The organism is Candidatus Poriferisodalis sp., from assembly GCF_965214215.1.
Lineage (GTDB): Bacteria > Actinomycetota > Acidimicrobiia > Acidimicrobiales > Poriferisodalaceae > Poriferisodalis.
Window position 1 is genome coordinate 64,517 of the sequence record NZ_CBDCBD010000003.1, and the last position, 23,174, is coordinate 87,690.

22 protein-coding genes are annotated in these 23,174 nt (G+C 67.1%); 8 read left to right on the forward strand and 14 right to left on the reverse strand.

Annotation, left to right across the window (positions count from 1 at the left end; genetic code table 11):
* Window positions 1-46: 46 nt before the first annotated feature.
* A complete protein-coding gene (locus ACOOF5_RS02905; RefSeq protein WP_420436447.1) occupies window positions 47-1,264 on the reverse strand; it encodes a UTP--glucose-1-phosphate uridylyltransferase in 1,218 nt (405 codons plus the stop codon).
* An 86-nt stretch (window positions 1,265-1,350) separates the two neighbouring features.
* Between ACOOF5_RS02905 and ACOOF5_RS02910 the strand changes: the two genes are divergently transcribed.
* Together ACOOF5_RS02910 and ACOOF5_RS02915 are read left to right on the forward strand one after the other, a co-directional pair.
* Window positions 1,351-1,743: an FmdB family zinc ribbon protein gene (locus ACOOF5_RS02910; protein ID WP_420436449.1), complete on the forward strand. Its 393-nt coding sequence runs from the start codon at window positions 1,351-1,353 to the stop codon at window positions 1,741-1,743.
* A gap of 67 nt (window positions 1,744-1,810) precedes the next feature.
* The gene (locus ACOOF5_RS02915) at window positions 1,811-2,428 is read left to right on the forward strand and encodes a hypothetical protein (RefSeq protein WP_420436451.1); all 618 of its coding nucleotides are present in this window, start codon (window positions 1,811-1,813) and stop codon (window positions 2,426-2,428) included.
* Here ACOOF5_RS02915 and ACOOF5_RS02920 read toward each other — a convergent pair.
* The 4 genes from ACOOF5_RS02920 to ACOOF5_RS02935 are packed head-to-tail and all read right to left on the reverse strand — an operon-like array spanning window position 2,412 to window position 6,855.
* Window positions 2,412-3,272, reverse strand: coding sequence for an undecaprenyl-diphosphate phosphatase (locus ACOOF5_RS02920; protein ID WP_420436453.1), 861 nt, complete (start codon window positions 3,270-3,272; stop codon window positions 2,412-2,414). The genes ACOOF5_RS02915 and ACOOF5_RS02920 overlap by 17 nt on opposite strands.
* Window positions 3,273-3,283: 11 nt before the next feature.
* Entirely contained in the window at window positions 3,284-3,964 is a 681-nt protein-coding gene (locus ACOOF5_RS02925) for a PHP-associated domain-containing protein (RefSeq protein ID WP_420436455.1), read from the reverse strand.
* A 48-nt stretch (window positions 3,965-4,012) separates the two neighbouring features.
* Entirely contained in the window at window positions 4,013-5,377 is a 1,365-nt protein-coding gene (locus ACOOF5_RS02930) for a TldD/PmbA family protein (protein WP_420436457.1), read from the reverse strand.
* Window positions 5,378-5,421: 44 nt separating this feature from the next.
* Window positions 5,422-6,855 carry a TldD/PmbA family protein gene (locus tag ACOOF5_RS02935; protein ID WP_420436459.1) on the reverse strand — a complete coding sequence of 478 codons (1,434 nt, stop codon included), beginning with the start codon at window positions 6,853-6,855 and terminating at the stop codon, window positions 5,422-5,424.
* A gap of 240 nt (window positions 6,856-7,095) precedes the next feature.
* Here ACOOF5_RS02935 and ACOOF5_RS02940 point away from each other — a divergent pair, with 240 nt between their 5' ends.
* Together ACOOF5_RS02940 and ACOOF5_RS02945 are read left to right on the forward strand one after the other, a co-directional pair.
* Window positions 7,096-8,187, forward strand: a complete 1,092-nt coding sequence (locus ACOOF5_RS02940) for a lysylphosphatidylglycerol synthase transmembrane domain-containing protein (protein WP_420436461.1) — start codon at window positions 7,096-7,098, stop codon at window positions 8,185-8,187.
* 17 nt (window positions 8,188-8,204) lie between these two features.
* The gene (locus ACOOF5_RS02945; RefSeq protein ID WP_420436463.1) at window positions 8,205-10,184 is read left to right on the forward strand and encodes a 1-deoxy-D-xylulose-5-phosphate synthase; all 1,980 of its coding nucleotides are present in this window, start codon (window positions 8,205-8,207) and stop codon (window positions 10,182-10,184) included.
* A gap of 205 nt (window positions 10,185-10,389) precedes the next feature.
* Here the strand turns inward: ACOOF5_RS02945 and ACOOF5_RS02950 are convergent, their stop codons facing one another.
* From ACOOF5_RS02950 to ACOOF5_RS02965, 4 genes are all read right to left on the reverse strand, one after another.
* A complete protein-coding gene (locus ACOOF5_RS02950; RefSeq protein ID WP_420436465.1) occupies window positions 10,390-11,592 on the reverse strand; it encodes an acetyl-CoA acetyltransferase in 1,203 nt (400 codons plus the stop codon).
* A gap of 130 nt (window positions 11,593-11,722) precedes the next feature.
* Window positions 11,723-13,123: an OB-fold domain-containing protein gene (locus ACOOF5_RS02955; RefSeq protein WP_420436467.1), complete on the reverse strand. Its 1,401-nt coding sequence runs from the start codon at window positions 13,121-13,123 to the stop codon at window positions 11,723-11,725.
* Window positions 13,124-13,246: 123 nt separating this feature from the next.
* A complete protein-coding gene (locus ACOOF5_RS02960; protein WP_420436469.1) occupies window positions 13,247-13,975 on the reverse strand; it encodes a PIG-L deacetylase family protein in 729 nt (242 codons plus the stop codon).
* A gap of 46 nt (window positions 13,976-14,021) precedes the next feature.
* Window positions 14,022-14,687 (reverse strand): NifU family protein, encoded by a 666-nt coding sequence (locus ACOOF5_RS02965; protein ID WP_420436471.1) that lies wholly within the window; start codon window positions 14,685-14,687, stop codon window positions 14,022-14,024.
* A gap of 133 nt (window positions 14,688-14,820) precedes the next feature.
* Between ACOOF5_RS02965 and ACOOF5_RS02970 the strand changes: the two genes are divergently transcribed.
* Window positions 14,821-15,804: an MDR family oxidoreductase gene (locus tag ACOOF5_RS02970; RefSeq protein WP_420436473.1), complete on the forward strand. Its 984-nt coding sequence runs from the start codon at window positions 14,821-14,823 to the stop codon at window positions 15,802-15,804.
* Between the two features lie 41 nt (window positions 15,805-15,845).
* Here the strand turns inward: ACOOF5_RS02970 and ACOOF5_RS02975 are convergent, their stop codons facing one another.
* The 4 genes from ACOOF5_RS02975 to thiD form a co-directional block, all read right to left on the reverse strand.
* The gene (locus ACOOF5_RS02975; protein ID WP_420436475.1) at window positions 15,846-15,983 is read right to left on the reverse strand and encodes a hypothetical protein; all 138 of its coding nucleotides are present in this window, start codon (window positions 15,981-15,983) and stop codon (window positions 15,846-15,848) included.
* 25 nt (window positions 15,984-16,008) lie between these two features.
* On the reverse strand, window positions 16,009-16,488 hold the full coding sequence (locus ACOOF5_RS02980) for a DUF4333 domain-containing protein (RefSeq protein ID WP_420436477.1): 480 nt from the start codon (window positions 16,486-16,488) through the stop codon (window positions 16,009-16,011).
* 227 nt (window positions 16,489-16,715) lie between these two features.
* A complete protein-coding gene (locus ACOOF5_RS02985; RefSeq protein WP_420436479.1) occupies window positions 16,716-18,359 on the reverse strand; it encodes an acyl-CoA mutase large subunit family protein in 1,644 nt (547 codons plus the stop codon).
* Window positions 18,360-18,466: 107 nt separating this feature from the next.
* A complete protein-coding gene (gene thiD, locus ACOOF5_RS02990; protein WP_420436481.1) occupies window positions 18,467-19,309 on the reverse strand; it encodes a bifunctional hydroxymethylpyrimidine kinase/phosphomethylpyrimidine kinase in 843 nt (280 codons plus the stop codon).
* 69 nt (window positions 19,310-19,378) lie between these two features.
* Here thiD and ACOOF5_RS02995 point away from each other — a divergent pair, with 69 nt between their 5' ends.
* Together ACOOF5_RS02995 and ACOOF5_RS03000 are read left to right on the forward strand one after the other, a co-directional pair.
* Window positions 19,379-20,515, forward strand: a complete 1,137-nt coding sequence (locus ACOOF5_RS02995; protein WP_420436483.1) for an NAD(+)/NADH kinase — start codon at window positions 19,379-19,381, stop codon at window positions 20,513-20,515.
* Window positions 20,516-20,659: 144 nt separating this feature from the next.
* Window positions 20,660-21,322 (forward strand): peroxiredoxin, encoded by a 663-nt coding sequence (locus ACOOF5_RS03000; RefSeq protein ID WP_420436485.1) that lies wholly within the window; start codon window positions 20,660-20,662, stop codon window positions 21,320-21,322.
* Here ACOOF5_RS03000 and pncB read toward each other — a convergent pair.
* Entirely contained in the window at window positions 21,319-22,629 is a 1,311-nt protein-coding gene (gene pncB / locus ACOOF5_RS03005; RefSeq protein WP_420436487.1) for a nicotinate phosphoribosyltransferase, read from the reverse strand. The two genes, ACOOF5_RS03000 and pncB, sit on opposite strands and share 4 nt — an antisense overlap.
* A gap of 140 nt (window positions 22,630-22,769) precedes the next feature.
* On the opposite strand from pncB, the gene ACOOF5_RS03010 reads away from it, so the two are divergent.
* Window positions 22,770-23,144 carry a DUF2784 domain-containing protein gene (locus ACOOF5_RS03010; protein WP_420436489.1) on the forward strand — a complete coding sequence of 125 codons (375 nt, stop codon included), beginning with the start codon at window positions 22,770-22,772 and terminating at the stop codon, window positions 23,142-23,144.
* The last annotated feature ends 30 nt before the right edge of the window (window positions 23,145-23,174 follow it).

The following is a 23,174-nucleotide window of genomic DNA, read 5'->3' on the forward strand; positions in this document are numbered from 1 at the left end:
GGATCGCTGGAGCAGAGGGTCCTGCCGTCTGCGCCGCGGGCGCAGCTCAGCGGTAGGTGACGATGCCCCGAGCCGAGAGAATGCGCGCGATCTCGGGGCGGCGGTTCTCGAGCTCCGCTGGGTCTTTCACCGGCTGGAATCGACCGTCGGGGCCATCGCGCTCAACGAGCAGCATCGTGGTGTCCACGAACGCCGACAGCTCGCCGATGAGACGCTCGAACTGCACGACCTCGGTGCCATCAACCTGCTTGCGCACCTCAAACCACGTGAGCGGCCATTCTGCTGAGAACACCTCCACGTCGGCGACCAGCGAATTCGTGTTCACCGCGCCAGGCGCCATCGGGTCAATCTCAGGTGGCAGGCGGAACGCCTCCACGATCTGCAGCCGTCCATCCACACGCCACGGTGAACCCCCCGACGCACTGCCCCGGACGACTTCGCAGGTGAGCGGTCGCTGCCCGGCGAGGTGCGCGCCGATGACGGCCGGATCCAGCGTTGCTGCGGCGTTGTCGATGTTGGTGACGAAGACGCACTGTCCGCCGGCATCGGCGAACCGGCCCAGCAGGCCGCTGCGGCGCATCGCCCAAGGGGCATCTCCGTGACCCGGCGCGTGCAATGACACAAGTCCGGCTCGGTTCCGGAACAAGTCGCCGCGGGGGGTCATGCGCATCGACACACCCTGGGGAGCGAAATCGACGTGCACGTGGGCGCTCTCGGATGCCTTCGCAGCCCATTCTCGCAGCGGCCGATCCGATTGGAAGCTGGTCATCAGCCACAACGGGACTGCGCACGCCATCTCGCTCGACAGACGCCGCAAGTCGGCGATCTTGGCGTCCGCAAAGGTCAGTCCCCCGAACAACTCCGCCAGCGCCTTGACGCCGCCGCCGAATCGAGTGGCCATACCGCCTGCCAGAAGCAGGACACCCACGTGCCCGGCGGCGATTGCCTCGCAGCCTGCTCGCGCGAGCTGGGAACGTTCGCTTGAGCCCAGCGGCGGCAACGGAACGAGGTCGCCGTGCTGCGGCGGCTCGATGCTCGCGCGCACCCAGTTGACGGCGACTGTGTCGCGGCTCGATCGGGACCTGCTGACCAGCTGTTCGCGCAGCTCGTCAAAGGTGTCCGCATCGAACCCGAAGGCGGCAAGCGTCTCGGCTGCCTCTTGGTCGATGCCGTGACGATCAACGAGATCGGGGCGCTGCACGGCGCCCGAACCTAGGGGACGTTTCGATTCGGTGCGCACCGGTGTGATCAATTGGGTAGACACGTCCATAGGGCGGGTGACTACACTGCTCGGCGGCTCAAGCTCAGGCTCTCGGCTCAGTTGCTGGCTCGAGACAGGACGGAGGCCTCATGCCCACCTACCAGTACCGCTGCACCGACTGCGGTCAGTCCTTCGAGCGTTACCAGAGCTTCTCCGACGATCCCATCACGGTGTGCCCGTTACCTCGTGACGACGAGGCGGTCAACGGCACCGACAGCCCGAACGAGACGACCTGCGGCGGCGAGGTCCGCAAGATCTTCTCCAACGTCGGCATCAGCTTCAAGGGCAGCGGCTTCTACCGGAACGACAGCCGGTCCTCGTCAAGCTCGTCGTCGTCCGGCTCATCTTCGTCAACCAAATCCGGCGATTCGCCAAGCGATTCAACAAACGATTCAGCAAGCAAGGAATCGGCCTCCTCGGACAGCAGCTCGTCGAACGGCTCGTCGAGCTCAACCGTGGGGGCCGCCTCGGCGTCAGGCTGACGCCTCCAGCATCGAGACAAGCCCGCAGCGGCCCAGCCGCTGCGATGGCTTCGCGACGGAGGCTCTCATGGCGCTCATCTCACAACTCGGCGATCTCTGGCGACGCCGCCCCAACCTGGTGCACTGGTCCGCTGTCGGAGTCGTCGCACTCGTGGCACTCATGCTCGTCGCGGGCATGGCCGGCCGGGCGCGCTCGGCCGCTGCTGCATGGGGCACCTCGGTGCGCGTGCTGGCCGCGCAAATCCCGCTGGCGGTGGGCAGTTCGCCCGAAGACCACGTCGATCTCGTCGAGGTGCCCGCTCACCTCGTGCCCGCGGGAGCCCTCACCAGTGCAATCGGCCTTGGCGAGCTGACTCGGGCGGTCCCGCGTGGCGGCTTGCTGACTGAGTTGGACTTCGACCCCGCGTCCGGCGTGAGCCCGGGGCGCAGCGGCATCGGGATCAGCGTGGTGTCCCACGCTCCAGACGTGAAGCCCGGCACCGAGGTGGAACTGATGCTGTTCGCCGACATAGATCCGTTTGATCCCAGCGACGTAGACATGAGCGCAGCTCGCGTGCCTGCCTACGTCCTCGCCGCATCGCGAGATCGCTGGCTCGTCGAGATCGAGCCCGTTCACATCGACGAGGTGGCCCGCGCCAGCGCGACGGGAGTCGTGGTACCGATCGTGCTCAGCGCAAACCGGTGATAGCCACGATCGCCACTGCCGCTGCCAAGGCCAGGCGGTAGCCGGCGAACAGCGCGAACGGGGATCGCGGCGGGTGCCTGCCGACGCGGCCGAGCAGGCACACCATGGCGGCAACCCCCGCCCAGGACGACACCGCAGCAGCAACACCCCCGACGAAGAACAGCTGGAGCTGTTCGCTCGTCGGCACAGCGTCCGCCAACGTGATGGCGCGATAGACACCCGCCCCTGCGATGAGCGGCAGGCTCATGAGGAAGGCCAGCCGCGCAGCCGCAGCCCGGTCGAAGCCGAGCCAGCGGCCTGCGGTGATGGTCACTCCCGAGCGGCTCACGCCGGGCAGCAACGCCGCTGCCTGTGTGAGACCCATGCCGACGGCGTCCCGCAGCCGGTAGGAGTCCTGCGGTCGCTGCGCACCGCGCTCGCCCGCAGCAAGGTCAGACCGCCACAGCAACCAGCCGAAGCCCGCCAACAGCGTCGCAATCAGCAACGGCTCCTCTGCGAGATCGAGCAGGCGATCTTCGAGGGCAACCCCCACCGCTGCGGCAGGAATCGCCGACAGCGCCAAGCTCGCCGCGATCGCCGTGTCTCGTTCAGCACGGCCGCGGATGCCGCGCCACAGGGCTGCGGCATAGCGGGCAATGTCGGCGCGCAAGTACAACGCTGCCCCTCCGAGCGTGCCCACGTGGAGTGCAACATCGAAGGCGTTCTCGAGTTCGGTGTCGCCGTCGAAGAGGTCCCAGCCGGCCAGCCACGGCACGACTTCGAGGTGGGCGCTCGATGAGACGGGGAAGAACTCCGTCACTCCTTGCAGCAAGCCGAGGAGGAACGCCACGGCAAAGTCCGGCACTGAAATCGCCCCTAGTCGTCACTCCCCACCGATGGGACGATGCGCGGCCTCCAGCGACGGGGTGGGTCGTAGTGATGGCCGACTGCCCAGCCTCGGCGCATCGATGCCAGAAAGCCGGCGGGATCGTCGTCGTCGAAGTCGGGCATCTCGAGGTATGCGCCCCCGAGCGCTTCGGCGACGTGCGCATCACTGCCTGCCCCCGGCGCCAAGCGGTGTTCGCCCGCGTAGCGCGCAGCACGCGAGTTGAGGCTGTTGAGGCTCGTCTTCGCATTCAGGACCTCGATGCCGTCGACGAGGCCCTCGGCGACGAGCTCATCGAGGACGTCGTGGCGCAGGTTGTTGCGGAGCGGGTCGAACGGGTGCGGGATGTAGACGAGCCCGCCCTGGGATTTGACGGCTCGTGCAGCCGCAACAGGCGCCAAGCCCTGCGGCACGCGCTCGGTCAGGAACAGCCCGATGATCTCCCCCGCGTGGGTTTTCATCTCCTCGCCGACGACGACGCGGGCATCCAGCTCGCCCTGCAGCTGCTGGGCGCCACGCACCGCGTTGTGGTCGGTGATGCACACCACGTCGATGCCGCTCTCGGACAGGCATTGTGCGAACTCGTCTGGCGTCGTCGTCGAGTCGCCCGACCACATCGTGTGCGTGTGAAAGTCGACGCGCACCCAGCCCGCCGGGCAGTCGTCTGCCAAGTGCGGATGCCTCTCGACGGCCGCTGAAGCTGGCGCGCGTGGCATCGCTCAGACCCCCGAGAGCGCTACGTCGGCGATCACCAGCGGCGGCATCGACATGCCTCCCGCAAGGGGCTCAGCGCTGGCGCCGATGCCGCAAATCGCCAGCAGCATCCGCTGCAAGGTGGAAGCGATGGTGGCCTCGCGAAATGGCTCAGCGATCTCGCCGCCCGCAATCCGGTGTCCCCACGCGCCGACAGAGAAATCACCGCTCGTGGGATTGACCCCGCTGTGCAGGCCGCTGACGCCTCGTACGAGCACGCCGTTGCCGACGGACGCGTGCAGCATGTCGGCGGCGATGTCGCCCGTGGCTACCACGGGAGCATGGGTGCCCACGCCCGGGAGAGATCGCGTTCCGCGCACTGCCGAGCCCGTCGACGTGGTGTCTGACCGGCGCGCGGTGTAGGAGTTGTGGAGGAACCCGCGCAGAACGCCAGCGGAGATGAGCGCGTTGCGGCGCGCTGCGAGACCTTCGCCGTCGAAGTTCGCTGCGCCGAGCGTCGTGGGGTCGGTGGGGTCGTCGATGAGATGCAACCGCTCGTCGGCAATCTGCTCGCCGACACGATCGGCGAACGGCGAACGGCCCTTGAGCACGCTGTCCGCAGCAAGCACGCTGGCAACCACGCCGATGAACGCCGCCGCAACGGGCGGGGCAAGCACGACTGGCAAGTGCTCGCTCGGCGGTTTTGTCGCGCCGAGCTGCCCGGTGGCCAGCGCTGTCGATTCCGTCACGACGCGATCGATGTCGAGCTCGTCGGGCCGCCATGCAGCATCGCCGGCGTAGCCGATCTGCGTCTCGTCACCGTCGGTGGCGAGCGGCTGAGCGCCGACCGAGCAGTTTCCGTGTTCAGACTGCACGCTGATGCCGGTGCTTGACGCCAGAGCCGACTGCGACCATCCGTCGCTCCAGGCCGCGACGCGCACGCCGGAGATGCGCGGATCCGCCGACAAGCAGCGACGCTCAAGATCGATAGCCGCTGCAATCTTCTCGGCGTCGCTGATGCGCAGAACCGCGGTATCGCTGAGATCGAGGCCAGGTGGCACCGCACCATCGGGTTCAGCGAGCCCCTGATGGGGATCGGCTTCGCCGAACGTCACGTTGCGACGGGCAGCAGCAAGCGTGTCGGACACCACGTCGGCGTCCAGCGAACCAGCGGAGGCGAAACCTTGGCGCCCTAGCGCGACGACCCGGACGCCGATCGCTGCGGTGCGGCCCGAACGCAAGGACTCGACGTCGCCGTTGTAGGCGCGCACTGTGGTGGAGCGCCCCGTCGACACGCAAACCTCGATCTGCTCGTCGCCCTGGGCCTGCTCGCACACCCGCTCGGCTAGCTGGGCTAGCTCGTCGGTGTCGAATTGCCGTTGTTCGCTCACGCGCTGTCACACCCCGCCGCTCACGCGCTGTCACACCCCGCCGCTCACGCGGCGGTGCCCCCCACCGTGAGTGCCCGGACGCGCAACGTGGGCTGGCCGTCGCCGACAGGCACGCCCTGGCCGTCTTTGCCGCACGTACCGGGGCTCCCCATGGCGAAGTCGTTTCCGATGGCGTCGATGTCGGCCAGCACCTGGGGACCGTTGCCGATCAGGTTGCCCTCGCGCAGCGGTTCGGTGATGACACCGTCGGAGATGAGGTACGCCTCGGTCATGCCGAACACGAAATCGCCAGTGGCGGTGTTGACCTGGCCGCCGCCGAGGTGCGCCACATAGACGCCTGACTGAGTATCAGCGATGATGTCTGCGGGATCGGTGTCGCCGTTGGTGACGAATGTATTCGTCATCCGGACCATCGGCAGGTGCGTATAACTCTGGCGGCGACCGTTGCCCGACGGCGCACGGCCCTCGTCGCGGCTGCGCAGCCAGTCCCACATGTAGTCGGTCAGGACACCGTCGCTGATCAGCTCGTTGCGCTGGGTGGGATGGCCTTCGTCGTCGATGACCAACGCTCCCCACTCGGGTCCCATCGTGCCGTCGTCGACCAGTGTCACGCCGCTGGCTGCGACCTGGGAGCCCACCCGGCCGGCGAACACCGATGCGCCTTTGCGAACCAGATCGGCCTCGAGGCCGTGACCGCAGGCCTCGTGGAAGAGCACGCCGCCCCCGCCGCAAGCGATGACCACGGGCACCTCGCCGCTCGGTGCGGGGCGAGCTGCGAGCTTGGTGACGGCGCGCTGCGCCGCACGCACGGCGAGCTCGGTTGGGTCATAGTCGTCGAACAGTTCCCATCCCACCGTGTAACCAACTGTCTCGCGTCCGGTCTGCAAGCCGCCGTCGCCGCTCGCGACACACCCCACCGAGAAGAGCGTCCGCACCTGGTCGTCGGCTGCGCACACGCCACTGGTGTTCGCCACCATGATCCGGCGGCGACTCTCGCCATAACGAGCAGTCACCTGGGTGATGGCCTCGTGGTTGGAGCGGGCAGCATCGTCCGCAGCACGCAGCAATGCCACCTTGTGCTCCGCACCGACCGATGCCGGCAAGACGGCGACCTGTGGCTCAGCGAGACCCGTTCCGAAGAATGACATCATGTCGACCGTGCCGCCGTGCGGCTGCCGTCTCGCCACGGCTGCGGCCGTGCGTGCGGCCTCAGCGAGCCCCTTGGCGCTCAGGTCTGACGTGTGCGCATAGCCGGTGACGTCGCCCGCAGTCACCCGGATGCCGACACCGCGATCGCGGCCCGAATTCATTTCCTCGACGCGGCCTTCGTCGAAGACCACCGCGGCCGATTCGCGATCCTCGGCGAACAGCTCAGCCCACTCGCCGCCTGCGTCCAGCGCCGCGCGCAGCGTCGCGTCGACGACATCGAGTTCCACCAGTGGCTTCGCCGTCGCTGTCGTGTCAGATGTGAGTGTCATGTTCTCCGCCAACGTTGGGACACAGCATGGTCACAGCGCCGCAATGATTCGACTGCCGCCATCGGCACCGGACCACCGGGCCACAGCTGCGGGTGAACTGCGCGTCCGCAACACTATTGTGCGAAGCCACGTGAAACGCTTCCGGATCGACGTGGGTCGCCGTGCCCACTGGGGCGACGCGCCGAGCCAGCGCTGCGGAATGCAGCCGCGGCGCTGCCGCGCCATGGCAGCCTGACAGCAGTGCGCGACACCGAAGCACCAGTCCCGCCACTGCAGCGACGGCTGCTGCACTTCAGCACGAGCGCGGCGCGGCGCATCGCTCGGTCGCCGCTGGTGCGCTCGGTACTGCGCTTTCTGGCCGTGCCGCTGGTGCGCATCGTGCTGCGCTTGGGCGTCAGCGGCGGCTTGCTCGCGTGGCTGATTTCGGTCAGCCGAGAGGAGATCTCCTCGCTCGATCTGGGATCCAAGAGCGCCGCCGCAGCCTGGTTGGTTGCTGCGACGGCGGCAATTGCGATCGCGTTCTTCATGGCCTCTGCTCGGTGGTGGCATGTAGCGCACACCCTCGGTGTCGGAGTGTCATGCCGTTCCATGCTGTCGATCTACTTGGCGGCGCAGTTCGTCGGCAACTTCCTGCCCACCGCCATCGGCGGCGACGTTCTGCGCATCAACCGGCTGGGCCGCATGTGCGGCAGTCGTGCCAACGCCTTCGCGACCGTCATCATCGAACGGCTCACCGGCTGGATCGTGCTGCCCATCTTCACGCTCGCTGCGCTGACGCTGCAGCCGAGCCTGCTGCGCCACTCGGGAGGGCAGATCGCCGGTGCGTTGGCGCTCGGGACGCTGCTGATACTGGCGCTTGTCGTCTGGTTCGCCGAACATCCCCGCGGTCTCGGCCGACTGTCAGGAGGCAGCCACATCCGGGACTGGCTCGGTGCGGTGCACACCGGCCTGACCGTGTTTCGCAGGCACCGCAGTGCGGCCGGGCGTCTCCTCGGCATCGGGTTTGCCTACCAGTTCCTGCTCGTGCTGGCCACGGCTCTCGCCGGCGCCGCCATCGGTGCGAACCCCGGTTTGCTCGCGTGGTTTGCATTCGCTCCGATGGTGCTGATCGTGCAGAACCTGCCCGTTGCCATCGGCGGACTCGGGGTCCGCGAGACAGCGCTGGTGCTGTTCCTCGACGCACACGGCGTCAACGAAGGCCAGGCCGTGCTGCTCGGCCTGCTGCTGTACGCCCTGACATTGCTCGTCAGCCTTTCGGGGGCGCCGACCCTCGCGCTCGGCGGACATCGCGAGCGCGCCGAGGCGGCCGCCGAAGTGCCCGCTGGGCGCTGAGTACCCTTGGGCCGCGAATGCACCTCGCCAAGCTCACCAGTCCGGCTGACCTGCGGGCGCTCGACCCCGCGCAGCTCGACGAGCTCTGCGCGGAGATCAGGCACTTCGTGGTGCAGGCCGTCTCGCGGACCGGCGGCCATCTCGGTTCGAATCTCGGGGCGGTCGAACTCAGCGTGGCGCTTCACCGGGTCTTCGAATCACCGCGCGACGTCATCATCTGGGACACCGGGCACCAGGCGTACGTGCACAAGCTCATTACCGGCCGAAAGGACGGCTTCGAGCGACTGCGCCAGCGGCACGGTCTGTCGGGATACCCCAGCGCGCAGGAGTCCGTTCACGACATTGTCGAGAACAGCCACGCGTCGACGTCGCTGAGCTGGGCTTCCGGTCTCGCTACGGGCTTCCAGCTGACAGGCCACGAGCACCGGCGCGTCGTCGCAGTCATCGGCGACGGCTCCATGACCGGCGGGATGGCATTCGAGGCACTCAACAACCTCGGCCACTACGCCCAGCGGGCGCTGATCGTGCTCAACGACAACGGCCGCTCCTATGCACCAACCGTCAGCCGGCTCTCTACCGTGATGTCCCGGCTGCGGCAGTCGCCTCACTACGTGCAGGGCCGTCGAGCAGTCGACCACCTGCTCGAACGGGTGCCACTGGGAGACGGTGTGCGCCGGAGCCTGGACAGCGCCGCTGCCGCAATGCGCGAAATGTGGGGACCCCCGGCATTCTTCGAGACGCTGGGCGTGCGTTATGTCGGCCCCGTCGACGGGCACGACATTCCGGCGATGGAATCGGCCTTCCGGGACGCTGCCTCCTATGTGAACGGCCCGATCGTCGTCCACGTGGTGACGCAGAAGGGACGCGGCTACGCACCTGCCGAGCACGACACCGAGAAGCACCTTCACGACATCGGCTTGTTCGATCCCGCCACCGGTGGTGCACCGCCGCTCAGCACAGACGTCGGGCCACCTGCCAATCTCGCAGTTGCACCAGCAGACCCCGATGCCGATGCAGAGGCAGCCGAGCCTGCTGAGCCCGTCGTGCGCGACTACACCGCTGTGTTCACCGAGACACTCATCGCAGCGGCGCGACGCGACCGTGACATCGTCGCGATCACCGCAGCCATGCCCGGCTCCACCGGGCTGCTGCCATTCCAGCGTGAATTCCCCGATCGCTTCTACGACGTCGGCATCGCCGAGCAGCATGCGCTGACCTCAGCCGCCGGCATGGCGCGCGCCGGCCTCCGGCCGGTAGTTGCGGTGTACTCGACCTTCCTGGCGCGAGCTTTCGACCAAGCGCTGTACGACATCGGCCTGCACCGTCTGCCGGTCATCCTCTGCGTTGACCGGGCTGGCGTCACCGGACCGGACGGCGCCTCCCACCACGGTCTCTACGACATAGCCATGTTCAGCCGAGTTCCGGGCATGACCGTGTTCGCCCCGTCGTCACCTGACGAACTGCCCATTGCATTCGCGCAAGCGCTCGAGATCACCGATGGCCCTGCAGCAATTCGCTGGCCGCGAGGCAAAGGCCCAGTGGATGCATCGGTCCGCCAACCAGGCTTCGTCGCGGGCGTAACGCGCTTACAAGCCCGCCAACACCGTTCGGGCCCCGATGCCTGCATCCTGGCCGCCGGTCAGACGTTCAACGCAGCCCTCGAAGCAGCCGAACACCTGAGCGCCGAAGGTGTAGAGGTCTCCGTATGGGACCCAAGAATCCTGAAGCCGCTTGACCGCTCCATGGTGCTCGACGCCGCGGCCCACCCTCTCGTCGTCACTGTCGAAGACGGCGTACGAGTAGGCGGCTTCGGCAGCCTCGTCAGCGACGCCCTGCAACAACTCGACACCCCGAGCGTCCCACGCATCGCGCAGCTGGGAACCCCCGACGCTTACCTTCCCCACGGCACTGCCCAAGAACTACACGCCGAACTAGGCTTAGACGCCGAAGGCATAGCCGCCGCGGTACAAAAGACCCTCGCCCGCATCACTGCCTAGAGGCCTCGAACGGTAGGAGTGTGAGGGGGTGGGGGTGCCCACGCGCAGTTCGCAGCGCCGAAGCCCATCCACCGTGCAACGGGCGGCGCTGCGCCTGTCCGAGCATGGGTGCGCCCACCCCCTCGCACCCCGGGTGCACGAGAGAGTCCAGACGCGAAACGGCCCGGAGCATGCGCCCCGGGCCGTCAAGCGTTGGGTTGTACGACTAGCCCAGCTCGGAACCGACGACTGAGACGAAGCTCACTGCCGCCCCAGGCTGTCCGCCGAGGTTGTGGGTGAGTCCCAGCGTCTTGCCGTGCTCGGTCACCGAGGGGATCTGCCGCTCAGGCGGGGCCTGGCCACGCAGCTGCAGCCAGCACTCGAAGAGCATCCGCAGGCCGGATGCACCGATCGGGTGGCCGAAGCTCTTCAGACCGCCGTCTGGGTTGACCGGGAGGTCGCCATCGAGGTCGAACGTGCCGGCCATGGCTTCCTTCCAGCCCAGGCCACGCTCGGCGAAGCCAAGATCCTCCATCAGGACCAGCTCGGTCGGCGTGAAGCAGTCGTGCACCTCAGCCATCGCGATCTGCGAGCGGGGGTCGGTGATGCCAGCTTGCTTGTAGGCCTCGGTTGCCGATGCCTGGACCTCACGGAAGGTGGTGTAGTCGTAGGTGCTGTCGAGGGCACCGGTCGCCGGGCCGGAAGCGAAGCTGAGCGCCTTGATGTACAGCGGGTTGTCGCAGTACTTGTGGGCGTCTTCGGCCCGTACCAGGACTGCAGCGGCCGAACCGTCGCTCACGCCCGAGCAGTCGAAGATGCCCAGCGGACCAGCGATCAGCGGCGAGCCGGCGATGGTCTCCTTGGCGACCTCCTTGCGGAACTGAGCCCGGGGGTTCAGTGCGCCGTTGCGGTGGTTCTTCCAGGCGATGCGGGTGAGGACTTCCTTCATGGTGTCCTCATCGAGCCCGTACTTGTGGGCGTAGGCCGGTGCCAGCAGGCTGAACGTGGCCGGAGCGGTGATCGACGAGTCGGTGCCGTCGCTCGGCGGACGAGCGCCCGTCAGACCGGAGTAGCCCGAGTCCTTCAGCTTCTCGACGCCGATGGCCATCACCATGTCGTAGGCGCCCGATGCGACTGCGTAGGCAGCGTTGCGGAACGCTTCGGATCCGGTGGCGCACATGTTCTCGAGCCGGGTGACCGGCTTGTAGTCGAGCTGCAGCGGCTTGGACAGTGTCAGGCCGGAGACTCCCGAACCCATCGTGCCGAGCCAGAAGGCGTCGATGTCGTCTTGTTCGACGCCCGCAGACGCGTACGCCTCGTGCGCGGCGTCGGTGAGCATGTCATCGACGCTGCGGTCCCAGTGCTCGCCGAACTGGGTGCAACCCATTCCGACGATCGCGACCTTGTCGCGAATGCCATGTGAACTCATGTGTGCCTGCCTTGTGGTGGGTTTTGTCTTGGGTGATGGACTGGTGGATGCTCGGCCGGCGCAGCGTTGAGCGCGCAAGCACCTCATCTCCCAGCGACATTATGGCCGCTGGAGACTGGCTCATGCTGCGTCACCCTGCAGCCGGTCGCGCCTTCCAGAAGTAGTTATGGATTCCCTCCGCGCTGTACAGGCGCCGGAACGTCATTTCGACGCGGTCGCCGATCCTCACCTCATCTGGATCGACATCGGTCATCTCGGCCTGGAAGCGACCCCCACCGTCATAGTCGATGACGACTGCCACCATCGGCGGGGACAGCGAGAAGGCCAGGCGATCGACGGTGAACGTCGCAATCGTGGCGGGAATGTCCGCCATGCGGACGCGCTCCATGTCGTCGACGGCACCGCCTTCCATCGACACTCGCATCGGCGGCAGGTGGATCGCGCCAGTGCTGCGGTCACGCGAGCCGACAAAGGCGTACTTCCAGTCCTCGGAACGGAACGCCGGCGGCGCGCCGGGGCGTTCAGGGTCTGGGCGACGGGGCGGTTCGCGGTCCAAGAAGCCGCGCCAAGTCAGGTACTTGTTGTAATCGAGCGCGTCGTTGCCTCGATCGATCTGGGACCGAACCGACGCAAACGGCGTGTAATCGGCGATGGCGTCGGTCGTGCGCAGCACATCAACCGTGGCACCGTCGGCGAGATGGACGAGCAGGATCGTCTGGCCAGGTGTGGCCTCGTCGAGGATCGCCGCCAATACGACGGCCGGGTGCGCCGAGCCGGTATTGCCGATCTCGCCGGTGAGATCAGCGACGAGCTTGTCACCAGCAACACGGGACAGTCCGCGCACAGCGCGTGCGTGCATGCCGACGATCGCGATCTTGTCGATCCCGTCAAGCCCGACGCTCGCGTCGACGAGCGCACGCTCGATGGCGTCGTTGGCGAGCGGCAGGTACACCTGCTCGCCAAACCGTTCCTCCCAGATCCGCGAGAACGCATCCCCGGGCTGCCGGTAGCGATCAGTGAATTCAGCCGTGGCGACCGCGCCGCCGAGCCACTCGCACAGCACCGGCGAAACCGAGTCGTCACCGAAGACGAACGCGGCAGCGCCGTCGCCTCCGCCGGCCTCGTCGCTGCTGGTAGGGCGACCGGTACGCAGATCAGAGGCGATCGCCAGGTTGGTACCGCGATTCGCAGCCGCGAGCGCCCAGACGGCTTCTGACGAGCGTGGCGCCCCACCTGCGTCGACAGCCCATGAGGAACGGGGCAGATCCAGCGCCGCATGAATCGCAGAGGCGTTCGTCTTGTCCATGTAGGCAGGATTGGCGGTCGAGAACAGCACCGAATCGGGAACGATGTCGGTGCCGCGCAGAGCGTTGCGCGCTGCCTCGACACCCATCGTCGTGGTGTCCTCGTCGTAGCTGGCCACCGCACGGTGCCCGCGGCCACCGCCGGAGCCCATCACCGCAGTGATCTTGGAGCGGTCCAGTCTCCAGTACGGCACATACGCCCCGTACGCAATGACCCCTCGTCCCATCGTCTCGTCTCCCCTCGTTCGAGTCGCCGTCGGCGTGGTCTTCGAATCTCAAGCGATCGAATCGGCCGAGCCTGGCGCACGCCAGCCAGCGCAGGAGCCTACGGCGTCGGGCGTCCGTGTCGCCTAGCCGGCCGGGACGACTCGATACGCCTCGGCGAGCCGTCCTTCGCTCATGCCACCTAACTCAGCGGTGCTGGTGCACCATTCCCGGACCCGTTCGTCAAGCTCATCGAATTGAGCGACCTGGCTGTGATGTTCCTTGAGCGCAGCCATCTTGCGCTCGAACGTGTCGGTGATGTCGACATAGCGGTTTGGCTCCGTGCCTGTCAGCCAGATCTCGCTGACGCTGTGGGGTTTGTGGCCCTCATCGAGGAGCTCCGGAAACGCTCGCGGGTTGCGAGCGTCGGGATAGACAGCCGCCAATGCGGCCGTAGCCGTCGCCAGGTGATCAGGGTGGGAGATGTAGATGTGGTCCCAGTTGGGGACCGTGGTCTGGCACATCACCACGTCGGGGCGCGAGATCCGGATCGCCCGAGCAATGTCGCGGCGCAAACCCAAATCGGCCACGACCATGCCGTCGGGATGGCCGAGCCAGTGCAGATCGCTCACACCCACCCTCGCCGCTGCTGCGGTCTGTTCGGCCTGCCGCATGGCGGCCAGCTCGTCGGGCGTGTGGGACATGTCATCGTCGCCGGCTTCCCCGCTCGTGGCGAGGCAGTAGGCCACATGGCAGCCGGCTGAGGTCAGCGCTGCAACGGTTCCCGCCATGCCGAAATCGATGTCGTCGGGATGGGCGACGATGACCATCGCGCGCTCCGGCGCTGCGAGCTCGCCCTGGTCGGTGAGGATCACGCCCACAGCCGGTGCCTCCGAGGTTCGACGAGCTGCGATGCCGTGCCTAGGTGAAGTAAGGGTTCTCGCCCGAGGCGTGGTCGGTGAGGTCGACGACCCGCTCGACCTCGGGGATCAGCTCGCGCAGTGTGCGCTCGATGCCTGCGGTGACGGTGGCATTCGCCATGCCGCAGCCTTGGCAGCCGCCGCCCAGCTTGACGACCACTGTGTCGCCTTCGACGGAAACCAACTCGGCAAACCCGCCGTGAGCGGCAATCGAAGGGTTGATGCGCTTGGTCAGCACTTCGCGGACGTTGTCCGCCACCGATCCGTCGAGGTCGAGCTGGGCATTGGGCCCCAGATCGGGTCGGTTCGGGTTGCGCAGCACCAGGCCGGGCTGGTTCGGATTCGAGGGCAGATCCAATGAGGCACCGTCGAGCTTCGGCACGTCGCGATCGGGAATCAACACCGTCAGACCGCCCCCCACACCGAACGGAACGTCGGCTGGGTCGGCCTCGGTCAGCAACTCGAACGCGAGGTCGTAGGTGTAGTCGACGCCTTGAGCGCCGGTCACCTCGATGCGCAGTGCGAGCTGTTCGCCGTCGACCTCGCTGTCGCGCAGCTCGATCACCTTGTCGAGAGCTGCCGGCGTGACGTCGAATGTCTCGCGCCGCGTCTCCATCATCGATTCACGCACTGCGTTGGGGGGAGCCATCGGGTCGCTCAAGGCCATGACGGCAGCCTACTGAGGGCGCCCTGCGGGTCCGTAGGCGCCTTCAACGGTGGTGCCGGACACCTGGGCGGTAATGTCCCGCGGGTTCGCTGGGCCTGCAGGGTCGAGGGCAACACGCTACGAGGAGACATCCATGGCATTTCGCGCATTGATGCTGCACGAGCAGGATCGGGCCGTCACGGCAAAGCTGGCCGACATCGATGACGGCCAGCTGCCCGACGGCGACGTAACGGTCGCTGTCGAGTACAGCACCCTGAACTACAAGGACGGGATGATCCTGGGGGGGATCGGACGGCTTGTTCGCATGTACCCGCATGTGGGAGGCATCGACTTCGCTGGAGTCGTGGAGTCCTCCGACGACAGCCGCTTCGCCGCAGGCGATCGCGTGGTGCTCACCGGTTGGCGGGTCGGCGAGGCGCACTGGGGTGGATACGCAGAGCGAGCACGAGTCAGCGGCGACTGGCTGGTCCGACTGCCCGATGGACTGACGACCTTCGAAGCGATGACGATTGGAACGGCGGGGTTCACCTCGATGCTGGCCGCCCAAGCGCTGGAGACCCACGGCGTTGCATCGGGGCCAGTACTCGTCACGGGCGCAGCGGGCGGGGTCGGCAGTGTCGCAGTGCACCTGTTGTCGGCGGCCGGCCATGCGGTCGCTGCTTCGACGGGTCGGCCGCAGACCGCGGACTACCTGCGCAACCTCGGCGCCTCCGAGATCATCGACCGGTCGGAGCTGTCTGAACCGCCCCAGCGGCCACTCGGCAGTGAACGATTCGGCGGATGCGTGGACGCGGTCGGCGGCACCACGCTGGCGAATGCGTTGACCCAGATGTCGTACGGCTCGAGCGTGGCAGCGTGCGGCCTCGCGGGGGGCAACGGACTGGACACGACAGTCATTCCCTTCCTGTTGCGCGGTGTGAACCTTCTTGGCATCGACTCGGTCATGTGCCCATATGAGCCGCGCGCCGCGGCATGGCAGCGGCTGGACCAACTCGTCGACCGCGATCTGCTGGCGTCGATGGCGACGACGGTGGGCCTGGGCGAACTCGCCGACCTGGGCCCGAAGATCCTGGCCGGCGAGGTGCAAGGACGCACCGTGGTTGACGTGCGCGCCTGACGCCGCGTCGGTGGATCTGCGCGCCTCCGGCGCACTACTGGTTAGAGCACTGAGGCAATTGCCGCGAAGCCGGTCAGCAGCATCGCTGCCACGACGAGGACTGCGGTCCACCACAGGCCAGGGCTGCGCTGGTGCAACGGGCGCAAGTTCCCCGCCGCGTCATATCTATGCCGAGCCATATTGATCCTCGCCCACGACTTGGGCCTAGCCCTTCAGCCTCCACTCGATGGCACCGATCTCGTTCTGGACCTTGACCTCGATGTCTTGCGTGGCCGCCGTATCGGATCGCTCGAGCGTGCACAAAAACGTATGGCCGACGGAGACCACCAGGTACTGGTCGTCGCCGCAATTGGCCTGGACATTGAATCCCAGCGCCGTCGCCGCTTCGGCGCCCAGCGCCGTCTCGGTGGCATTGACCTGCATCACTGCTTGACGAGGCCGGATTTCGCGGCGTCCCTGCTCGTCGATGATCGTCACCTGTGCCTCATAGAAGGCGCCCTCGACAAGGCCGTCGCACAGGAACGTCGAACCCGGACGGATGGGGGCGTCTTCGGGACAGTCGATGTCAGCAATCTCCGCAGGCGCCACCACGCCCTGCAGGTAGTCCTGAACTTCGCGCTCAACTTGGGTCTGCTCGGTCCCGCCTCCGCAAGCTGCGAGCACCCCTGCCGCCAGCAACGCCATTGAGACGACCCGCCCGGATCGACCGATACAGCGCGAACCCGCCAACCACGCTCGCGCGCGGGTTGACTGCGGCGCGGGCAGTGTGGTCAACGTGACGGCCTCCGGGTCGGAATGACGGGACATTAGCCCAACCCCGCCGGGGAGCCGGCAATTCGCTCAAACAGCGAAACCGCAGGTCATTCGTGCCGTCTGCGACACGTCGTGTCGCACCCGAGACTGGCTTCCGATCAGATGAATGGCCGCTCGGTGTACCGCCCGAAGACGTCGGCCAAGGCGTTGGTCACCTCTCCCACCGTGGCCCGCGTCCGGACAGACTCGATCAGGTGCGGCATGAGGTTGGCGTCGGTTTCGGCCGCCCGGCGAAGCGACACCAGTGCTTCGGAGACAGCGGCCTGATTCCGGTCGGCTCGAACCTGCTGCAACCGCTTGACCTGACGCTGCTCATCGTCGCTGGTGATCTTCAGGAGGTCGATGTCGTCGTCCTCGCTGCCCTCGGTGAAGGCGCTGGCCCCCACCACGACCCGGCGACCCGCATTCACCTTCTTCTCGAAGTCATAGGCCGCGTCGGCGATCCCGGACTGGTACCAGCCCTCGTCGATCAGGCGGAATGCGCCTTCGAGCATCGAGCCGTCACCGAAGTCGTCGATGTGGGAGAACATCTCTTCCGCCTCGGCCTCGAGCTTGTCGGTCAATTCCTCGATGAACCAGCTGCCCCCGAGCGGGTCGATGACGTTCGCTGCCCCGGTCTCGTGGGCGATGATCTGTTGGGTCCGCAGCGCAATCCGGGCCGCCTTGTCGGTCGGCAGCGCCAGTGCCTCGTCCATCGAGTTGGTGTGCAGGCTCTGAGTGCCTCCCAGCACCCCGGCGAGCGCCTCGATCGCCGTGCGAGCGATGTTAATCTCCGGCTGCTGCGCAGTGAGCGACACCCCCGCCGTCTGGGTGTGGAACCGCAGCATCATCGACCGCTCGCTCTGCGCGCCGTAACGGTCGCGCATCCACCGAGCCCAGATGCGGCGTGCCGCTCGGTACTTGGCGATCTCTTCAAAGAAATCGATGTGAGCATTGAAGAAGAAGCTCAGCCGCGGCGCGAACTCGTCGGTCGACAGGCCCCGCTGGGCGGCGGCCTCGACGTAGGCGAACCCGTTGGCCAAGGTGAATGCAAGCTCTTGGGCCGCCGTCGAACCGGCTTCGCGAATGTGGTAGCCGCTGATCGACACCGAGTTCCACCGGGGCATCTCGTTGGTGGCGAACTCGATGGTGTCGGCAACGAGACGCATCGAGGGCCGCGGGGGGTACACCCATTCCTTTTGGGCTTGGTACTCCTTGAGGATGTCGTTTTGCAGCGTGCCGCCGAGCTTGCTGCGATGCGCGCCATGTTCTTCGGCGTTGGCCACGAACATCGCCCAGATCGTGGCGGCGGGCGCGTTGATCGTCATAGACGTGGTCGTCGCCTCAAGGTCAATGCCGTCATACAGCGCTGCCATGTCCTCGATCGAGTCGACTGCGACGCCGCAGCGGCCCACCTCGCCCAGCGACATGACATCGTCGGAATCGAGGCCCATGAGGGTGGGCATGTCAAACGCAGTCGACAGACCGCCACCGCCCGCTTCGAGGATCTCGTGGAAGCGCTTGTTGGTGTCTTCCGGTGTACCGAAACCGGCGAACATCCGCATTGTCCACAGCCGGCCGCGGTAGCCGCTGGCGTGTACGCCGCGCGTGTAGGGGTATTGGCCGGGCCAGCTGACGTTCGAATCGGGCTCGTCGTCGGCAGGCGCGTACAGCGGTTCCAAGTCGAGGCCGCTCATCGTTTCGAAATCGGCGTCGCGCACCGAGGTGGCCTCGAACTCTGCCTGCCAGCGCTCGCGTGTCACCGTGTGCCTCCTGGGGTGTGCGCCTCCGTCGACCTCGAGGCGAACTCGGGCTCGACGCCACGTTCAGCGTTCGCAGTGTAGGCAGGCTGGTCCGAACGGGACCGGGTTCAGACGGCGAAGGGGTCGACGGGTCCGCGGCCGCTGCCGAGGCGGCGAGTTGCCCCCACGGAGATCGCGCGTGTTGTCAGATCGTGGGCACGGTCAATCGCAGCATCCAACTCTGCGCCCTTGGCCAGTTCTGCACAGATGGCCGCCGAGAAAATGTCTCCCGACCCACGAACGTTGCGGGTGTCTATGCGCGGAGCCGACAGCAGACGCACCTTGCCGTTGCAGACGACGACATCGGTGATCGTCTCGCCAGTCTGGAGTCGGCCGCCGGTGACGATCACGGCCTCGGGACCCGCGGCCGCAAGCTCATGGGCGGCGTCGATCCACGCCTCAATCTCGTCGCCCAGATCGCTGCCGACCAATCGCCCCGCCTCAAGATGGTTGGGTGTCACGACCCGGGCGCTCGGCAGCAGGCGAGTTGCGACCGATCGCTCGGCTTCGGGGCTGAGCATGGGTTCGCCGGCACCGTCCACCAGCACCGGATCCACCACCAATTGGGGGAGCCGCCGGGCCGCCATCGATGCGACGGCAGCGACAGTGTCAGCAGTGAGCAGCAGGCCCGTCTTGGAAGCCGCAATTGGCATGTCGTCGAGCACCGCGTGAATCTGCGCCGCCACCAACTCGGCATCGACGGGTTGCGCAGCTCGGAACTCGGCGGTGTTCTGTGCCGACACCAGCGTCAGCGCAAAGGCGCCGTGAACGCCGGATGCGGCGAACGCGCGCAGATCCGCTGCGAGCCCGGCTCCGCCGGAGGAATCTGCCCCCGCAATGGTCAATGCAGCCGGCGACCAGGTGTGCGCTTCGAGTGGAGTGAGGTCGCCTGTCTTTGCTCCACCGGCCATGTCCCCAGTACAACAGTTCAGAGCACCGCGCGGCAGTCAGGCGCCGCGGGTGGTTAGCGTCATCGAGCGATGGTCGGATCTGCCCCAAGGCTGAACGAGCACTGCTCCGGCCGAAACACCGCCGACGGCACAGTCGGGATCATTGCGAACCCGGTCTCGGGGCGCGACGTTCGCCGGGTTGCGGCGCGAGGCGCTGTGTCCACCACCGAGGACAAGCGCAATCGCATCGCCCGGGCAGTCATCGGCGCCGTCACCGCCGGGGCGACGCGAATCGTGGCCATGGCAGAACCGTTCGGCATCGCCACCGGGGCACTCACCGACCTGCGCATAGATGCCGAGATCGAGATCGTCGACGTCGGTGCGACCGTCTCGCCCACCGACACGGTGCGCGCCGTCGAGGCTATGCGGGCACGCAATGTCAGCGTGCTGGTCACGCTGGGCGGTGACGGGACCAACCGCACGGTCTGCGGGGTGTGGCCCGAGGCCGTCGTGGTGCCGATGTCGACCGGTACGAACAACGTGTTTCCCAGCCTGACCGAGCCCACAGTGGCCGGTGCCGCCGCCGGGCTCCTGGCGAGCGGAGTGGTCGACCCCGCGGCGTGCGCCCCCCGTTCGAAGCTGATCACAGTCGGATTGCACACCGGGGTGCTGCCGGACGGTTGGACCGAGATCGCGCTGGTCGACGCCGTGACGCTGGCCGATGACTTCGTCGGCAATCGGATGCCAGCGGACGGGGCGCTACTGCGGCAGGTCCTGGTGTCGCGCGCCCATCCTGCAAGTATCGGGCTGAGCTCACTGGCGGGGCTGCTACGGCCTTGCCCCTTCGACGAGGACGCGGGCGTGCTGGTGGAGTGCGGACCGGGCGGTCGGCCGATGCGCGTCGCGCTGGCACCCGGGCTGTACCGGACTGTGCCCGTGCTCGATCACCGCCGCGTCGAGTTGGGTGAAGCCGTGGAGCTACGAGGCCCGACGGTGCTGTCGCTTGACGGCGACCGGGAGCGCACGATCGGCGCCGACGAAGCGGCGACTGCTGAAGTGCAGCGCCGAGGGCCCCGGGTGGTGGATGTGGAACGGGCGTTGGAGCTGGGCGCCGCAGCCGGGGTGTTCGAGACCTCTCAGGCACGGACAGGCGACCGCGCACTCAACGAGTCGTCGAATGTCCACTACCACCACGCCGACGGCACACCGATTCGCGATTGCTGCTGAGCGGCGGCATCCGGTGGAGAGCGCCAGACGGCCGCGTCCAGGCGGCCGGGTAATTCCCGACTAATCAGGTCGGATTTATCGTAATATGGCGCTAACCTGCCCGACACGTGCCGCGGCCGGCACTGCCCACGATGGAGGACGAACATGGCACTGCGCCTCAACGACACCGCTCCCGACTTCACCGCCAACACCACCGAAGGCGAGATCAACTTCCACGACTGGATCGGCGACGGCTGGGCACTGCTCTTTTCTCATCCGAAAGACTTCACCCCGGTGTGCACCACCGAGCTCGGAGCAGTCGCCGGGCTGAAGGACGACTTTGCCGCCCGCGATTGCAAAATCATCGGTATCAGCGTCGACGGGGTGAGCGACCACACGAACTGGAAAGCCGACATCGCCTCCGCGACCGGCCACGAAGTCAACTACCCACTCATCGGCGATCCTGAACTGAACGTCGTCAAGCTCTACGACATGCTTCCCGCAGACACCGGCGACACTTCCGAAGGCCGCACGGCGGCCGACAATGCCACGGCTCGCACGGTGTTCATCATCGGCCCTGACAAGAAGATCAAGGCGTCGCTCACCTACCCGATGACGACCGGCCGCAACTTCGCGGAGATCTTGCGCCTGCTCGACTCGTGCCAGCTCACCGCTGCTGAGCAGGTCGCCACGCCGGCCAACTGGCAACAGGGCGAGAACGTCATCATCGTGCCCGCGGTCTCCAACGAAGCGGCGGCCCAGAAGTACCCCGACGGCTGGGAATCGCCGCTGCCGTACCTGCGCCTGGTGCCGCAGCCGGGCAGCTAGTTCAAGCGGGATTCGGCGGCGATTTCGGCTTCGAACGCCGGAGCGCCGTCGAGTCTGCGCATCGTGGCGGGCATTTCGCTGCGAACTCGCTGATGGAAGACGCGATCCTGCGCGAGGGCGTAGGGGTACGCGGCCTGACCAGATCGCAGTAGCGGCACGTGCAGCGGCCGGCTGTTGGTTGGGCCTGGGCGGTCCTGCTCCACCAGCGTCTCAGACACGGCTTCGCCGTCGCGCACCACCCGGTACGGCCGCACCACGCCGCCACGCGTGGCCTTGCCCTCCGATGTCTTTTGCACCGGGATGACCGGCTCAAACGTGCCGGAGTATCGGGCAATGGCCACTGCCTTGTACACCATGCCGGCGGTGGCGTGACCCGAGCCCACCACGAGCTGGGTGCCCACGCCGTAGCCGTCGACCGGCAGGTCTGCCAGGTCGGCGATGCGGTACTCGTCGAGGTCGCCCGACACCACGATGCGAGTCGACTCGGCGCCGGCATTGTCGAGCCATCCACGCACCCGCGGCACCTCGACGGTCAGATCGCCCGAGTCGATGCGCACAGCGCCGGGAACGCCGCCGAGCCGCTTCGCGGCAGCCAGCCCGCGCTCGAGCCCGGTGCGCAGATCATAGGTGTCGATGAGCAGCGTGGTCTCGAGGCCGTGCGCGCGCATCTGCGCCTCGAACGCTGCTTCCTCGTCGTGATGGGCCAGCGTGAAGGCGTGCGCCGCGGTACCTGCCGTCGGAATGTCGAACCGCGTGCCGGCAGCCAGATTGGAGGTGGCATCGAAGCCGACCAGCCAGGCCGCTCGCGCTGCGGCCACGGCGGCGAGCTCGTGGGTGCGGCGACCGCCCATCTCGATGAGATGGCGTCCGACCGCGGCGTCGTGCATCCGTGCCGCTGCTGAGGCGACCGCGCAGTCGTGATTGAGCACCGACAGCACGAGCGTCTCCACCAGCAACGCCGCACCGAACGAGGCGTCCACCCGCAGCACCGGGCTGCCCGGCACGTAGATATCGCCCTCTCGGTAGCTCCAGGCATCGCCGTCGAACCGGAACGTGGCGAGATGCTCCAGCAGCGCGTCGCTGAAGCGGCCCAAGCTGGCGAGATACTCGAGATCATCGCTCTCGAAGCGATAATCGGCCAGCAGCTTGGCCAGGCGCCCCGGGCCAGCCACCACGCCGTAGCCACGGCCAGGCGGCAGCCGCCGGGCGAACACCTCAAAGCACGAGCGCCGGGACGCGACCCCCGACTGCAGGGCCGCATCGAGCATGGTCAGCTCATACAGATCGGTCAACATCGCTGAGCCCATGTCAAGAGTCTGCCCGCTGGACCGACCTGCGGTCGAATCAACCGGCCGCCGCGACAATGGTCACGCCCACGAATTTGGCGCCGCACGCGGCGTAAGCGCTCGATAGCGTCGCAGCAGCGGCTTGACACAGGAGCGAAGCGATGGTTGCTGTCGGGCTGGCGCGGCTTGTGGCGGCATCGCACCTGAGCTACATCGTGTTCCTGCTGGTGGGCGGGTTCATGGCGAGGCGCTGGCCGAGGCTGATGAAGTGGCACCTGGGGGCGATTGGTGCCGCCGGCGTGGTCAACCTCACCGGTTCGGACTGCCCGCTGACCGTGTGGGAGACGTGGTTGCTTCGCCGCGGCGGGCAGGAACCGTATGAGACCGGCTTTGTCTCGCACTACCTCGTCGAACCGGTGTATCCGCCGGGCATAAATGGCAGAGTCAACCTCGTGATCCTCGTCACGCTGACGGTGCCGATCACGGCGAGCTACTGGCGCATGCGCAAGGGCCGCTCGACGACGGTCTCGCCCTAGGGCGCAGCCGGCACGGCGCGTCTCTCGTCG